Consider the following 14,888-nt stretch of genomic DNA (forward strand, 5'->3'; position numbering starts at 1 on the left):
GGGTGGATGCAGGGCAAAGGGGGGTGTGGACCGTTGGGCTTTGATCATTGCCACCCTCCTCGCCGCGATCGGTGGGGTGAATGGCATGCTATCGTTGCGCCACGGTCATCGATCCGGTGCCACGGTTTATTGGATGGTGGCAACCTTGGTGGCGCAGTTGGTGTTTCTGTCGGTGCGCGGCGAGGCTCGCGCGGCGTGTCCGTTGATGGGGCTGGGGGAGATCTTGGTGTTTTTGGCGTGGTCGTTGACGGTGTTCTATTTGTTGGTCGGCACCACGTATCGATTGTCGCTTTTGGGAGTGTTTTCGACGCCGGTGGTGGTGGTTTTGCAGTTGGTGGCGTTGATTCCGGGTGTTTTGGAGTCGAATCCGCAGCGGGTAGCGGCGACGGATGCCTGGCGTGAGACGCATGCGGCGATGTCGGTGCTGGGTTATGGTGCGCTGGCCTTGGCGGCGGTGGCGGCGGTGATGTTTTTGGTTCTGAACCAGCAGTTGAAGTCGCACCATCTGGGGTCGGGGCTTTTCAAGAATCTGCCGCCGGCTCGGGAGTTGTTGGTGTCTTTGCGGCGTCTGTTATGGCTGGGGTGGGTGATGTTGAGCGTGGGAGTGGTGGCTGGGGTGAGAATGCCTCGGACGGAAGGTTCGGAAGCCCATCTGGTGGCGGCGATGGGGGTTTGGGTGGCCTATGCGGTGTTGCTGGGCGTGCTGCAATTGCGGGGGATTACGGGAAAGCGGCTGTCGATGTGGACGGTGCTGCTGTTTGTGGTGTCCCTTTCGGTCTTTGCCTCGGTGTGATGGAATTGGTTTGCTACGGATTGAATCACCGAAGCGCACCGGTTGAGGTGCGCGAGCGTTTCGCGGTAGCGACCTCGAAGCTGGGTGAGCATGCGCTTTCGTTGCGGGAGATGGAAGGGATCGAAGAGGCCGTGGTGCTGTCGACTTGCAATCGGACCGAGTTTTATCTGGCGGGATCATCGGCGGCTGAAGCGGCCGAGGCCTTGCGGCAGCAATTGGGTGCTGGTGGGCAGGATCACTGGTATGAGATGCATCGCATGGAGGCGGCCCAGCATTTGTGTGAGGTGGCCAGTGGATTGGATTCGATGGTATTGGGAGAAACGGAGATTTTTGGTCAGTTGAAGACGGCCTACCGCCACGCGCATGAGGCAGGAGCGACGGGAGGGGTGTTGAACCGGCTTTTCCAGAGGGCGTTTGGGGTGGGCAAGAAGGTGCGGACGGAGACTTCCATTCAGGAGGGAGCGACATCGGTGGCGGGAACCGCTGTGGAGTTGGCGGAAAAGATTTTCGGACGTCTCGATGGATGCCGGGTGATTGTGATCGGCGCGGGGGAGACGAGTCGCCAGACGGCTCAGGCTCTGGTGTCTCGAGGGGCCTCGACGGTTTTCGTGACCAATCGCTCGCACGATCGGGCGGTGGAGTTGGCGGAGGAGTTGGGAGGGCGCGCGGTGAGGTTTGAGGAATGGCAGAGTGTGCTGGCTGGAGTGGACGTGGTGATTTCGTCGACGGCGGCTCCGCATCATGTGGTGCAGCCATTTCACGTGGAAGCGGTGCGGCGGGTGCGAAAGTTCCGGCCACTATTTCTGATCGACATTGCCGTTCCGCGCGACATTGACCCGGCGGTTGGGGGGATTGAGGAAGTGTACCTTTACGATATTGATACGCTCGACCAGCTTGCGCGGGACGCGCGCGGTCGCCGGGAGCGGCAGATCGCAGAATGCCGGGAGCTGATCACGCGTGAGTTGGAGAAATTGAATTTGCCGGGAACATGATGATGGAGCAGGTGAGGATTGGAACTCGGGGGAGTGCGTTGGCGCTGGTGCAGGCGGAGGCAACGGAGCGTGCTTTGGCGATGCATTTCCCGGCGTTGGAGGTGGTGAGGGAGGTGATCAAGACGACGGGAGACCGCCGGACGGATGTGGCGTTGAGCGAGGTGGCGAAGGTGGAAGGGGTGCTGGATAAGGGTGTTTTTACCAAGGAGTTGGAGTTAGCCCTAGAGGCGGAAACGATCGATATCGCGGTGCATTCGTTGAAGGATGTGCCGACGGTTTTGGATCCTCAGTTCAAGATCGCGGGGACTCTGGAGCGTGCTCCGATCCGGGATGTGCTGGTGTCCAAGACGGTGGGTGGGCTGGATGCCTTGCCTGCGGGTGCCGTGGTGGGAACGAGCAGTGTGCGGCGGGCCAAGCAGTTGGTCTGGTTGCGTCCTGATGTGAGGGTGGTCGATTTGCGGGGCAATGTGCCGACGCGGATGGCAAAGGCGGCAGGACCGGAATACGATGCCATCATGCTAGCCGAAGCGGGTTTGGTTCGGCTCGGACATGATCTGTCGCGACCTTGGGTGCATGAGGGGGTCGCGCTGCATTTTGCGCCTCTGGCGGAAGAGGTTTTTTATCCGGCGGCCGGGCAGGGTGCGATTGGTTTTGAGATCCGGGCGGACGATGCGGAGTCGGCGGCGGTGGTGAGAGCGATTCATCACCCGGCGACCTTCGTGCGGGTGACGGCGGAGCGAGAGTTTCTGCGCTTGCTTGATGCAGGCTGCCACACCCCTGTCGGAGTGTTCACGAGGTTGGAGGGGGGATGGATCACGATGGAAGCCCGGGTTTTTCCGGAGCAAGGTGGAGAGCCGAAGACCGGCCGCGCCGAGGGCAGCGATCCCCTGGAGATCGCAAAGGAACTTTTCGAATCACTGGCATGAGCAGCATGAAGAACGAGGGCATTTGTTATTTGGTCGGGGCCGGACCCGGCGACCTGGGTTTGGTCACGCTGCGGGCAAAGGAGTGCGTGGAGCGTGCCGATGTGGTGATTTACGATGCCTTGAGCAGCCCGGAGATCCTGCGCTGGATGAAGAAGGGCGCCGAGAAGGTGTATGTGGGGAAGCGTGCGAAGAACCATGCAATGAGCCAGGAGGCGATCAATGCTTTGATCGTCGAGCGGACTCAAGCGGGGCAGCACGTGGTGCGGCTGAAGGGGGGCGATCCGATGATTTTCGGCCGTGGTGGGGAGGAAGCGGCGGAGTTGGCCGCCGCGGGCGTGGCTTTTGAGATTGTTCCGGGAATCAGCTCATCGATCGGTGGACCGGCGTATGCCGGCATTCCGGTGACGCATCGGGACCATTGTTCCCAGCTGACTATTTTCACGGGTCACGAGGACCCGACGAAGGAGGACAGTTCGATCGACTACGCGCAGTTGGCGAAGGCCCCAGGAACCAAGGTATTCCTGATGGGCGTGGCTCGACTGCGAGCGATTGCCGATTCCTTAGTGGCAGGAGGAGCCGATCCGGAGACGCCGATGGCGCTGGTGCGGTGGGCGACGACTGGTTCGCAGAAAACGTTGGTGGGGACGCTGGGAACGATGGCGGATTTGGCCGAGGCAGCCGATTTTCAAAGTCCGGCCGTCGCCGTGGTGGGGGATGTGGTGAAAGAGCGGGCGAAGATCCAATGGTTTGAGCGCCGACCTTTGTTTGGCAGGCGGATCGTGGTGACACGGACGCGTGAGCAGGCTGGGGGTTTGAGCCGTGAACTGGCGGGCTTGGGGGCGGACGTGATCGAGTTGCCGACGATCCGGATTGAGCTCCCTGAAGACCGCCAAGGGTTTGCCGAAGGGGTGGCGAATGCCCACGAGTATGATTGGTTGGTTTTCACCAGTCCGAACGGGGTGCAGCGGTTTTTTGATGGGTTTTTCGCGGTGTATGAAGATGCCCGAAGTTTGGGGAATCCGAAGATTGCGGTGATCGGTGAAGGTACGGCAGCGAAGGTTCGGGAATACCACTTCGGAGTGGATTTGATCCCGGAAAAGTATGTCGCCGAAGGATTGGTGGAGGCGTTTGCGGAGGAGTCGATCGAGAATCTTACGGTACTGTGGGTGCGGGCGGCGGAAGCGCGGGACGTGGTTTTCGACGGATTGACGGCGCTTGGAGCGATTGTCGATGAATGCGTGGCGTACCGTACGGTGCCGGAAACGGAGGATCCGACAGGGGCCGTGGCAAAGCTGCAATCGGAGGGTGCGGATCTGATCACTTTCACTTCCAGTTCGACAGTGGACCACTTTTTCCAGCTAGGCATGCCCTGGCCGGTGGGCTGTGTGGCTGGGAGCATTGGTCCGGTAACGAGCGAGACTTTGCGAAAGCATGGCGTGGAGCCTGCCTTCGAGGCAAAGAAGCATGACATTCCAGGACTGGTGACCGCGATCCGGGAATGGGCCGGTTCCTGAGCGACCCCCGGGATCTTGTGCATCCTTCGGGATTGGCAAGGGAGGCGGAGTCGTTAGGTTGATGGGCGTGAACGATGATGTGTTGCGGTTGATCGATGCGGCCCTGGCGGAAGATATCGGCGAGGGCGATGTGACGTCCGCGTATTTTGTGCCGGAGGAGCGGAAGGTACGGGCCTTCATCGTGGCCCGAGAGGAAGGGGTTCTGGCCGGGGTGCCGGTAGCGGCGGAGGTTTTCCGGCGGGTGGATGATGCGATCGATGTGCGTCCGATGTTGGGTGACGGAGCTCGCGTGACGCGTGGTGCCCACGTCTTGGCGATCGAGGGATCGGCCCGTTCGGTGCTGACGGCGGAGCGGACCGCATTGAATTTCCTGCAACGGCTTTCGGGAGTGGCCTCTGCCACGGCGAAATATGTGAAGGCAGTGGAAGGGCAGCGGGCGCGAATTCTTGATACCCGCAAGACCACTCCAGGGTGGCGGCAGTTGGAAAAAGCAGCGGTGGCTTCGGGCGGAGGAACGAACCATCGGATGGGGCTGTATGATCGGGTGATGGTGAAGGACAATCACCTGGTGGCCGAACATGATTTGGATTCGTTGCAGGCAGCGATTCGGCGAGTGAAGGCGGAAAAGCCGGGCATGGAAGTGGAATTGGAGGCGGATTCTCTGGAGCAGGTGGAGGCCTTTCTAGGGATGGAGGGCGTGGATCACATCCTCCTCGACAACATGACGGCGGCTGAGCTGAAGAAGGCGGTGGAGATGCGCGGTGAGCGCGCGTTTCCCCGGTTGGAAGCCAGCGGTGGAGTGAGTTTTGAAACCGTGGCGGGACTTGCGGAGTCGGGGGTCGATTACATCTCTGTAGGCGCCATCACCCATTCGGTGAAGGCGCTGGATCTGGGGCTGGATTTTGTGCCCTTGGAAACTTCATGAACGGTTTGGGAGATTGGCAGATTGAGCGAATCGTAGAGATCGATTCGACGAGTGAAGCTTGGAAGCGTCGCCAGCCCGCCCATGGAGCGGTGTTGGTGGCGGAGAGGCAAACCGCAGGGCGAGGTCGACGAGGGGCACCGTGGCTGAGTGAGCCGGGGGCGGGTTTGACGTTTTCGGTGGCGTTGAGGCCCCCCGAACCGAAAGCGCTTTGGCCGAGATTGGCTTTGGCGACCGGCTTGGCAGTCGCAGAGGCCTTGAGTCGACTGGGTGTCGAGGCGGAGGTGAAGTGGCCCAATGACGTGATGTTGGGCGGGCGAAAGGCCTGTGGGATTTTAGTCGAGGCTGCGGGGGAAGTCGCGGTGGTTGGGATCGGCCTGAACGTGAACGCCACGCAGTTTCCTGAGGGAATTGAGGCGAGTTCTTTGAAGTTGGCGACGGGCTTGGAGATGGATCCGGAGGTGGTGCTGCTCGCTATTCTGGTCGCCTTGAAGGCGCGGACCGCGGAGATCGGAGCGGGGTTTCCTGAGCTGATCCGAGCTTTGAGACAGCGTTGTTATCTCAGCGGAAAGAGGGTGGCATTGAAAACCCCATCGGGACCTCGGGAGGGAGTGGTTGAGGAGATCGGAGCGGGTGGCGAACTGGTCCTAAAAACCGAGGAGGGTCTCTTGACGCTGCTGCAGGCGGATGAGGTCCGGGTGATCGATCAGTCCTGAGGAGGTGACCAATTTGGGTATTTCCGTTTGAGCTCGGTCGCATACTGGGTGGCATCGGCGGTGTTGCCGGCGGCCTTGAGTGCGAGGATGAGCTTGTGGTAGGCGAGGGGTTTGACGACCTGATCGCTATCGTCCATGAGCTCTACGGGAAGGATGTAGGCACGGACGGCTTCCTGAGCTTGGTTTTCTGCGAGGAAGATGTCTCCGCGAACGAGATTGAGTTGGGCTCCGGTGCGACCTTCCGGGCGGAGGGCGAGCCCTTCTTCGACGGCTTGAGTTGCCTCTTTTGACTTTCCGAGTTTGAGAAGGGCGGAGGCTCGATCTGCGAGTCCATCGGCCTTCCAAGCAGGGTCTTCCTCGGTCTGCAAGGCATGGTCGATGGCGGTGAGCGCACCAGCCGCATCTCCGGAGCGAAGTCGCGCTTTCCCGAGGAAGCGCCAGACTTCTTTGGGCGCGAGTTCGGGGTTTTCGCCATCGGCAATGAGGTCGTAGAATCGGGCGGCATTGAGGAAATCCTCGCTGCTGAATGCCTGATCAGCGGCCCATCGGATGAGGGGCTCGGGGAGGTCGATGGCATAGCCGCCTTCGATGGCAAGTCCGACTTCAGGGATAAGCTTCTCGCGGTTTTTCTCGGAGAGGTAGACGAGGCAGAGGAGCAGTCCGGCGTGCTTGTTGTAGCGTTTGGGAGCGACTTCTCGGGCGCGGGTGAGATAGTCGATGGCCTTGGCGCCGGCGCTGGTTTTGACGAGACCCCATCCGGTCCAATAGCAGGCTTTGGCGATGGCATCGGGGTCGGTCGTCAACTCGGCTTCGAGGAAGCGCTGAAAGTAGTCGACCATCTGTTTGAGATTGCCGTCGCGTTTGCAGATTTCGGCGGCGTCGAGATAGGCGAGAGTGAGGAGGCTGCGGTCCTCGGAGGCGGCGATGACCGCGTTGAAGTCCGCGAGGGCCTTGGCGTTTTCTCCGGTTTCGAGGTAGGCGCGGCCGCGGGTTGCGAGGGCGGTGGCGGTCCGTGAATCGCTAGGATTTGCCTGGATGAAGCTGGAGAGTGAGCGGATGGCCGCGGCGTAGTCGTTGGCTTCAAATAGGCAGCGTCCGCGTTGGTATTCGAGGCCGACGCGATTTTTCTCGGAGAGAAGACTGCTTTCGATTTCGCGGTAGGCATTGGCGGCGTCCTCGACTTTGCCTTCGGCAAACAAGGTCTCGGCCTTCATGAGCCGAGCGGTTTGCAGTTTCGGATCTTTGGAGAATTTCTCTCCGTAGAGCTGAAGGAAGGCATCCACCTGATCAAGGACGTGGCGGCCTTCGATTCGGTAGAAGCAGAGCAAGCGGTAGTAGGCGGCGTCGAAAGCGCGATCCGATGTTGGGGGTTCCAAGCGCTCGACCTGGCGGAAGAGCGGCATGGCATCGGCGTTGCGATCGAGCATCATGAAAGCCCGGGCGGCGAGCATCAGGCGGCGGGATTCGACTTCGCCTTCGCCGGTGAGGGTGCTGCTCTGGAAGATTTTGATGACCTCACGGTAGTTCTTTTGCTCGAACTGGGCGGCCATCATGGCGATTTGGGCCTCGACCCGCTCGGCTTCCATCCCGGGTGTGCGAAGGATGAGCTGGAAGTAGCGTTCCGAATCGTCGAAGCGACCGAGTTTGGCGGCAGTCGCACCGGCGGCCAGGGCGGCTTTGCCGCGGGTTTCGGCCGATTCGGTCTTGGAATTGACGACTTGTTCGAACAGTTGGAGGGCCTCGGCATGGTCGCCCCCGGCTGCGATCAGGCGGCCATAGTCGAGTGCGGCCTTGGTGCGATAGACGTTCGACGGGTCGGCGTCGTTGAGCACGGTTTTGAAGTGCTGCAAGGCGGGCCTGGACTGGCCCAGAAGTTCGTAGCTTTTGGCGGCGTAGTAGTGACCGCGGAGCCGATCGGAAGGTTGGGTGGCGATGGCGGCCTGTTTTTCGAACAAGGTGGCAGCGAGGCCGTATTGGCGATTGTTGAAATGATCGGCAGCCAGGGTGTAGGCGGCGGCGGCGGCGTAGCGACCTTTCCCGAAGCGATTGAGGAGCGTGTGGAAGGCGCGTTTGGCTTCATCGATGCGGCCGGTGCTGTAGCAGGACTGGCCAAGGTACCACCAAGCGGCTTCGGCATTTTCGTGGCCGGGGAAGTTGGTGAGGTATTGGGAAAAGATCTCCGCGGCGCGGGAGTAAAGATCGAGTTGAGTCTGGCCGCTGGCGCGCTTGGCCGATTCGTAGACATTGCGGCCGTGCTGGAACCAATCCTGTGCGGGGTCCTGAACCAGCGATGGGTCGACGGGGACGGCGCGCGGGGCATCCTGAGCCAGCCCCGGGAAGGGAGCGAGCAGGGCGAGGGCGAGAAGGCGGCGCATGGCGGTCGAATGAAAGGGAAGGGGGAGCAATTGGCAAGCCACGCCCTTAGGGACATAGCGCCACGGAAAGAGCGATTTGCCACGGGAACTCCCGCCCGGGCATCATTCCTCAACTGGCTTCTGAGTGGCAAAGGAAATGTTCCAAATGCCCGAGCGCTGGCAGACGTCCATCACCTTGACGATTTCTTGGAAGGGGGTGCCGGCGTCGCCACGGATGCGTACGGGTTGGTTTTCGTGCTGAGCGGAAATCTGTGAGAGGGTTTCGGCGAGTTGGGCGTGGGTTTTCGTCTGCCCCCAGACCGAAACGGTGCCGTCGGTGCGGACATTGAGGATGATTTCACCGAGGACGCGTTGGGGATCGGCCCCCTCTTCCGAGGTTGGGACGGCGATCTTCAGGTCCATTTCTTCCCGGGAGAACTGCCAGGTAACGATGAAGAAAATGAGCAGAAGGAACACGATGTCGATCATCGGTGCCAACTGCATGCCCGCGGGCTGCGGCTCTCGGTTCTGGAATTTCATCAGATGCCGTGAAGGTCGGGCCGGTCTCCGGCCAGCGGAGAGGAGGGGAGGGGCATGGCGTATTCGTCGCTGCGGCGCGGCGCGGGTTCCGGTTGACGGCGCTCGGGCTGTTGGAGGTGAGTTTGAGCGTGCAGCATCGCCATCAAGTGAGTGGTGGCTGCTTCGAGCTCAGAGACATAGCGCTGAACCCGGCCGCGGAAGATCGAGTAGAAGACGAGCGCAGGAATGCCGATGCTGAGTCCGGCCGCCGTGGTGACGAGGGCTTCCGAAACTCCGGAGGCGAGCTGCATTTGTTTCACTCCTTCAAAGTTCCCTTGGGAGATGTGGAGGAAGCTTTTGATCATGCCGAGGACGGTGCCGAGCAGGCCGACCATGGGCGCGATCGAGCCGATATCGGCAAGATAGGTGATGCGCGATCCCAGCAAACCTGCCTGACGGGACCCTTCGGATTCAGCGATTTCCCGAACCTCAGAGAACGAGACATTCTCATTGCGGGTCATGAATTCGAGGCTTTTCTGGGTGATGCGGGCCATGCACTGACCTTGGCGGTGGCAATAGCCGATGAGCCCTTGGAAGTCGCGTTTGCGAATGAGGGCCTCGGCGGTGTTCATGAATCGATCACTGACGACGGCGTTGCGGCGGATGGTGAGGAGATAGAGGAGGATGAGCACCATGGCCGCCACAGAAAGGAGGGCGAGGGGATACATCATGAGACCTCCTCGATCGATGAGCTGCATGAAGTCGAAGCTGGCGGCTTCGGCAGGGGCCTCGGCGTCGGCCGCGGAGGCAGGAAGCAACAGGGCGATGGAGGAAAGGGAGAGAATGGCGGACCGCATCATAAGAAGGGGTGGGCAAAAGCTTAATGGCCCTAGCTGGCAACGCAAGAGCCGCGCCGGAGGAGCGATACGGACGCAAGGTCTCGTCTTTTCAGCTTTCCGGGGCGCTGGGTAGGGGTGGAGTGACAAGATAGCGGGTCGGATCCGGCACCCCGGCGAGCAGGAAAGCTTCGCGTCGCTCGACGCAGGTGCCGCAGGTGCCGCAATGGATATCGCCGCCTTTGTAGCAGGACCAGGTGGTGGAGAAATCGATTCCGAGCTCGGCTCCACGGCGGGCGATGGCGGTTTTATCGAGATCGATGAAGGGTCGCAGGAGTTCGATGCGGGCGTAGGTTCCTTCGCGCATGGCAGTGGCCATGCCTGCCATGAATGGCTCGCGGCAATCGGGGTAGATGGCGTGATCGCCAGAATGAGCGGCAATGACAAGTCCTTGCGCTTCGACGCTTTCAGCGAACCCACAGGCAATCGCGAGCATGATCCCGTTGCGAAAGGGGACGACGGTGCGCTTCATGTTCGCCTCTGCGTAGTGCCCATCGGGGATTTCCCCGCCACTATGGAGGAGGTCGGACTGAAAATGCCGGTCCATGAAGCCGAGCTCGATGGTTTCGTGGCGCACACCGGCGTTGTTTGCGTGGAGCTGGGCGAAAGGGATCTCGCGGGCGTTGTGCTTGGAACCGTAGTCGAAGGAGAGGGCGGCGACGACCTCATGTTCGTTGAGGGCGTGGTGGAAGGCGGTCACGGAGTCCATGCCGCCGCTCAGGAGAACGATCGCTTTCATGCTGCCGGGTGGCTGGCCTCACAGGTGAGCTGGATGCCGCCGCGGGCACCGAATTTTCCGCTGACGTGGAGCTCGGTGGGGTCGAGAGCCGCGACGAGGTCATCGAGGATGCGATTGACGATGACCTCATTGAATGAGGGGGTATTGCGGAAGGAGGCGAGGTAGAATTTGAGCGATTTCGTCTCCACGCAACGTTCCCCGGGGACGTAGCGGATGACGATGTGCGCGGTGTCGGGCTGGCCTGTGACCGGGCAGAGGGAGGAGAACTCGGGGCAATCGAGGTGGATCCAAAACCGCCGGCCGGGCCGGCAATTGGGGAAGGTTTCCAGTTTCGCCTCATCCGGCGAACTGGGCAGTCGATTCTCGGAATGGCCGAGGAGCGTGAGATCGTTGGCAGTCACGCCGCGGAGGCTAGGGCCCCGGCGGCGCGCTGTCGATGGCGGGTCTTATCGAGCCTGCGCCTTGATGTCGGTGAATTGGGCCAGCAGTCGGTCGGTTTGAGCGCTGTAGTTGCGCACTCCGATCATGCCATGTTGGAACGTGCCGTCCTCGGCTTCGATCACGAGCTGGTTGTCGAGGAACACGTGGATTTTCGGTCCGACGGCTTCGACTTTGAGGCGGTAATCGTGGTCGGCATCGATGGGTTGCGAATGGCTGGCCAACTCGGTCCAGGAGCCGCCGGCTTTGCCGAGGACAATTCGATCGTCGGTGGCGCGGATTCCTGCGTAGTAGCCTTGGTAGGCATCGGGCCCCATGGCGGGCTCGCTGACACGGAAAATCAGGCCCGAATCACCGGCATCGCCAATGGAGACCACCGCCTCGTAGCTGAAGTCGCGAAAGTCGGTATCGACCGCCACGGCTTTGACCCCGAAGGAGCCGAAGGAGCCTGAATGGGCGTTGGTAGCGGGCTGAAGACGGCCGTCGAGGACATACCAACTGCCTCCATAGGTCAGCCATCCGTCGAAGTTGCCGTCCGCGAAATCGTCGGCGAATTCGCGGGCGGATTCAGGCTTTTGGCCGACGGTCGGAAAGCTCGTCACCCGCAACATTTGGCTGCCGAAGGGGACGAGGGTGAGCTCCTTGTCCTGGCCAGCGCTGGTCACTGGGCTGGTGGGCGGGTCATTGGCGAGGCGGCCATGCCAGGCAAGATCCCACTCAGGGAGGAGTTTGCCGCGGACACGGGCGTGGATGGGAGTGTGTGCAGGATCGAAGGGATTGCCTTCGAGCGGTGCGACATCGACGGCAATCGAGGACTCGGGCGAGGAGGGATCCACCTCAAGAGCATAGTTCCAGGGTGAGGTGGACTTGATGTTGTAGGCGTCGAATGAGGCCAGTGGAGGTTGGCCCATGGATTCCCAGTCTTCGTCGACTTTCAAGGAAAGCAGGAGGGGGCCGTAGAGGAAGGCGAGGGTGTGCTTGATGCCTTCCTCCGCGCGGACTTTGCGGGGAAGCTTCAGCTCGACGGTATCTCCTTCCTTCCATTCATGATCGGTGATGCGATCGGTAAAAGGGATGCTTTCGCCGTTGATTGACAGGGTCGGGGCCTCGCACCAGCCGGGTTGCCGCAGCGCAAGAGGAAAGCGCATGGGCTTTTCGAGATGGAAGGTGAAGGTGATGGTGTCTCCGAAAGGATAGGTGGTGTTCTCTTCGATGCGGACCGGTGTGCCATCGGGAAGTACCGTGTTCACCGTCGTGGGGACGTAGACCAAGGGCGCGAGGCCGCCGTCTGCCGTGGCAGCCCAGGCATTTTGAGCCAGTTTCGGCCAGCCCATGTGGAAGTTGTAGCAACAGCAGGGGAATCCGGAGATCGGCGACGGATTGGTGGCGTTGTGGTGATCCTGATCATAGCCTTTCGGCCCGAGAGCGGCGACGACGTTATTGGGAACGCAGTAGTAAACGTGTTGGTGGATGTCGGGCGATAGGGAGCCGGGCAAGGCGTTGAAAGCCATGCGCTCAAGGTGATCACTAACGGAAGGGTCGCCGAGGATGCGGGCGACGGTCGCGTCGCTCAGCATGCGTTCGACGACGGAACACAGTTCAATGCCTTCGACTGTGCTACGGCCAGCGAGGAACTCGGTGCCCGAATTGATCCCGACGGAGAGGCCATGATCTCGCATCAGGTTGGCCTGACCTTTGGCGTAGGCGGCGCGGTCTTCCTCGCGATGGGACATCAACGAAATCAGTGCAGGAGTTTTGATCGCCTGCGGGATGTTCACGCCGTGGCGTGGCTGAAATTCTTCGTAGGTGAGGAAGGTGTTGTCGGTGAAGATTTCCGTCCAGGGATAGGCCTGTTCGGACAGAAGCTTGGCCACGGGAAGGAGTTCCTGGTTGCCGGTGCGGTTGTAGAGCCAGAAAAGCGTTTCGATGTCATCGCCGGCACGGGATTTCCCCCAGTCCCTGAGGGGGCGCCCGGGGAGTTCCCGTCCCATGTGGAGGAAATAGCGGGTGAGGAATGGGATGACGCGTTCGTCTCCGCTGGCTTCCTGATAGTCGCGTAGCAGGTGATTGACGACCATTCGGGGCCACCAGTCGTCGTTGCTCGCCGGGCCGTAGAATCCATCTTCGCGCTGGCTGGCGAGGATGGGTTCGATCCAAGCCATGGCTTCATTTTTGAGGGTTTCGTCGTTGAGTCCCCAGGCCAAGGGGATGAGCCCCTTCACATAGTAGGGGCCTTTTTCCCAGTCCTCGCCCTTGCCCCCACGCCAGGCAGAATCGGGTGACACGGCGGGTAGCAACTCTTCGGCGTGTCCTGAGAGGCCACTGCGCTGAAGTTCCATTTGGGTCCGCAGCCAGCCCTGAGGTTCGATACTGCCGAGGGGCAGCGCGGCCATGGGGGTTGGCGCCAACGGTTCACGGTTGGCGACTGGAGCTTGCTGGCCCATTGCGGGAGGTACGAGAAGAAACAGAAGGGAGGAGAGGCGAATCATGGCTTGGAAAGCGAGAAGTTGTGGAAGCTGGCGTGGGTATCGACGACGCGAAGGCCGACGCTGCCGTGACTCCAGGAGTCATCCTTGAAGTCGATGAGAGTTTTTCCGTCGACGGAAACTGTGAGTTGATTGCCTTGGGCGGTGACGCCGAGTGTGGCTTTTCCGCTCAGTTTTTTGGGCAGATCGGAAGCGGCAAGTTCGGTCCAATTTTTGCCATCGGTCTTGCCGAGGATGACGCGGTTTTGCCCAGGAAGAATGCCGGCAAAGTAACCTTTTTGGGCGTCGAATCCGACGGTGGGTTCGGTAATCCGGAAAAGCAGGCCGGCATCGCGCTCACCGTGAACCCAAGCGATGTCGACGGAAGCTTTGAAATCGGAGAGATCGCCACCGCGCAGCACCAGCTTCTCGCCGCATCGGTAGTCATTGACGGGTGCTGCGGGAATCACGCCGAGGTGGACACCGTCCTTTTCCTGGGTGATGAACTGTTGGTGGCCATAGTAGGCAAAGGCCTCAAGAGCATCCTTTTCCCGCAGGTTGCTGCGGAAGGGTAGAGAGATCGCGGATGAGGTGGCACCGCTGGGCAAGGGGAGCGATGAACCTGCCACGACCGGTTGCCCGAAATCAGGCAATCCCTCGGGGGTAAAGGTGAATGGCTGGGCGAAGATCGCCCGCTGCCAACCGGGATTGCGTGAGCGTTTGGCATGATAAACGTGCCACCACTCGGAGCCATCGGGACTGGTTACGAACGAGCCATGGCCGACGCCAAAGGTGTCTTCCGTGCTGCGGAACACCGGTTCGGGAAATTTCGTCCAAGCTGCCGGATCGAGCGGATCTTCTCCCGTGAGTTCGAGCATTCCGAGTTTGTAGGTCGTATCCCACGAGGCACCGCAGGAGTAGACGACGAAGGTGCGGCCATCGTGTTGGAGGATCTGGGGCCCTTCGTTGAGTCCCCGGGAGGTGGCAGTTTCCTCGGTGCGTTCCCAGAGGTAGTCGGCGTTGTCGCACAGCAAGACCCGAGGCCCCGAGAGTTCGACCGGGGACTTCATGGGGGCGATGTAGAGATACTGACGGTCGGTGCCGGGGGCATCCCAGCCCGACCAGATGGCGAACTGTTTTCCGTCGAGTTCAAGAACGGTCATGTCGATGGCCCAGATGTTGGGCGACTTGCCGTCAGGACCCTCTCCAGTGGCAAACGGTCCGTGCAGCTCGTACGGTCCCAAAGGGTCTTTGCCTTTGGAGGCGAGGGCATAAGCAAGGTGGTTGGCGTTGTTGCCATCGTCGGCGGCGAAGTAGATGTACCAATGTCCGTCGATGAAATGGGCTTCAGGGGCCCAAACTTCCTTTGAAAAGGGGCCGGACTCAGGGGCCATCCAGACGACGTGGCGGGTGCCGAGGGACCCGGGATGATCGGCCAACCACAAGGAGACGCCACGATTGCCTTCGGACTGGCACCAAACGTACTGGTCTCCCTCTCGGGTTAACCAAGGATCGGCCCCTTCTCCAATCGGGTTGGTAATGGTGGGAGCGGCGTGGACGGCAAGGGTGCCGACGAGGGTCAGAAGTGCGATTCGTGGGTTGAGCATCTTGGTG

At 60.9% G+C, this 14,888-nt stretch carries 13 protein-coding genes; 6 read left to right on the forward strand and 7 right to left on the reverse strand.

What is annotated here, in order from left to right:
- Positions 1-25: 25 nt before the first annotated feature.
- The 6 genes from ccsA to HNR46_RS06925 all read left to right on the forward strand — a co-directional run bounded on the left by ccsA (position 26) and on the right by HNR46_RS06925 (position 5,863).
- Entirely contained in the window at positions 26-793 is a 768-nt protein-coding gene (gene ccsA / locus HNR46_RS06900) for a cytochrome c biogenesis protein CcsA (RefSeq protein WP_184017144.1), read from the forward strand.
- Entirely contained in the window at positions 793-1,785 is a 993-nt protein-coding gene (gene hemA / locus HNR46_RS06905; RefSeq protein WP_184017146.1) for a glutamyl-tRNA reductase, read from the forward strand. Before ccsA ends, hemA begins: the two co-directional genes overlap by 1 nt.
- Positions 1,782-2,711 carry a hydroxymethylbilane synthase gene (gene hemC / locus HNR46_RS06910; RefSeq protein WP_281375554.1) on the forward strand — a complete coding sequence of 310 codons (930 nt, stop codon included), beginning with the start codon at positions 1,782-1,784 and terminating at the stop codon, positions 2,709-2,711. Before hemA ends, hemC begins: the two co-directional genes overlap by 4 nt.
- On the forward strand, positions 2,708-4,225 hold the full coding sequence (cobA, locus tag HNR46_RS06915; RefSeq protein WP_184017148.1) for a uroporphyrinogen-III C-methyltransferase: 1,518 nt from the start codon (positions 2,708-2,710) through the stop codon (positions 4,223-4,225). Before hemC ends, cobA begins: the two co-directional genes overlap by 4 nt.
- Positions 4,226-4,292: 67 nt before the next feature.
- On the forward strand, positions 4,293-5,150 hold the full coding sequence (nadC, locus tag HNR46_RS06920) for a carboxylating nicotinate-nucleotide diphosphorylase (RefSeq protein ID WP_425491680.1): 858 nt from the start codon (positions 4,293-4,295) through the stop codon (positions 5,148-5,150).
- Positions 5,147-5,863, forward strand: coding sequence for a biotin--[acetyl-CoA-carboxylase] ligase (locus tag HNR46_RS06925; RefSeq protein WP_184017152.1), 717 nt, complete (start codon positions 5,147-5,149; stop codon positions 5,861-5,863). The genes nadC and HNR46_RS06925 overlap by 4 nt, the downstream gene beginning before the upstream one ends.
- Here the strand turns inward: HNR46_RS06925 and HNR46_RS06930 are convergent.
- The 7 genes from HNR46_RS06930 to HNR46_RS06960 all read right to left on the reverse strand — a co-directional run bounded on the left by HNR46_RS06930 (position 5,854) and on the right by HNR46_RS06960 (position 14,881).
- The gene (locus tag HNR46_RS06930; protein ID WP_184017154.1) at positions 5,854-8,238 is read right to left on the reverse strand and encodes a tetratricopeptide repeat protein; all 2,385 of its coding nucleotides are present in this window, start codon (positions 8,236-8,238) and stop codon (positions 5,854-5,856) included. The genes HNR46_RS06925 and HNR46_RS06930 overlap by 10 nt on opposite strands.
- A 102-nt stretch (positions 8,239-8,340) precedes the next feature.
- A complete protein-coding gene (locus HNR46_RS06935) occupies positions 8,341-8,757 on the reverse strand; it encodes an ExbD/TolR family protein (protein WP_184017156.1) in 417 nt (138 codons plus the stop codon).
- Positions 8,757-9,596 carry a MotA/TolQ/ExbB proton channel family protein gene (locus HNR46_RS06940; protein ID WP_246417964.1) on the reverse strand — a complete coding sequence of 280 codons (840 nt, stop codon included), beginning with the start codon at positions 9,594-9,596 and terminating at the stop codon, positions 8,757-8,759. The genes HNR46_RS06935 and HNR46_RS06940 overlap by 1 nt, the downstream gene beginning before the upstream one ends.
- An 88-nt stretch (positions 9,597-9,684) precedes the next feature.
- Positions 9,685-10,371 (reverse strand): 7-cyano-7-deazaguanine synthase QueC, encoded by a 687-nt coding sequence (gene queC, locus HNR46_RS06945; protein WP_184017160.1) that lies wholly within the window; start codon positions 10,369-10,371, stop codon positions 9,685-9,687.
- Positions 10,368-10,727 carry a preQ(1) synthase gene (queF, locus tag HNR46_RS06950; RefSeq protein WP_221285057.1) on the reverse strand — a complete coding sequence of 120 codons (360 nt, stop codon included), beginning with the start codon at positions 10,725-10,727 and terminating at the stop codon, positions 10,368-10,370. The genes queC and queF overlap by 4 nt, the downstream gene beginning before the upstream one ends.
- Positions 10,728-10,817: 90 nt before the next feature.
- Positions 10,818-13,298, reverse strand: coding sequence for a beta-L-arabinofuranosidase domain-containing protein (locus HNR46_RS06955; protein WP_184017164.1), 2,481 nt, complete (start codon positions 13,296-13,298; stop codon positions 10,818-10,820).
- Positions 13,295-14,881 (reverse strand): family 43 glycosylhydrolase, encoded by a 1,587-nt coding sequence (locus HNR46_RS06960; protein ID WP_184017166.1) that lies wholly within the window; start codon positions 14,879-14,881, stop codon positions 13,295-13,297. The genes HNR46_RS06955 and HNR46_RS06960 overlap by 4 nt, the downstream gene beginning before the upstream one ends.
- Positions 14,882-14,888 lie beyond the last annotated feature (7 nt).

It is taken from the genome of Haloferula luteola (assembly GCF_014201715.1).
Taxonomy (GTDB): Bacteria; Verrucomicrobiota; Verrucomicrobiia; order Verrucomicrobiales; family Akkermansiaceae; genus Haloferula; species Haloferula luteola.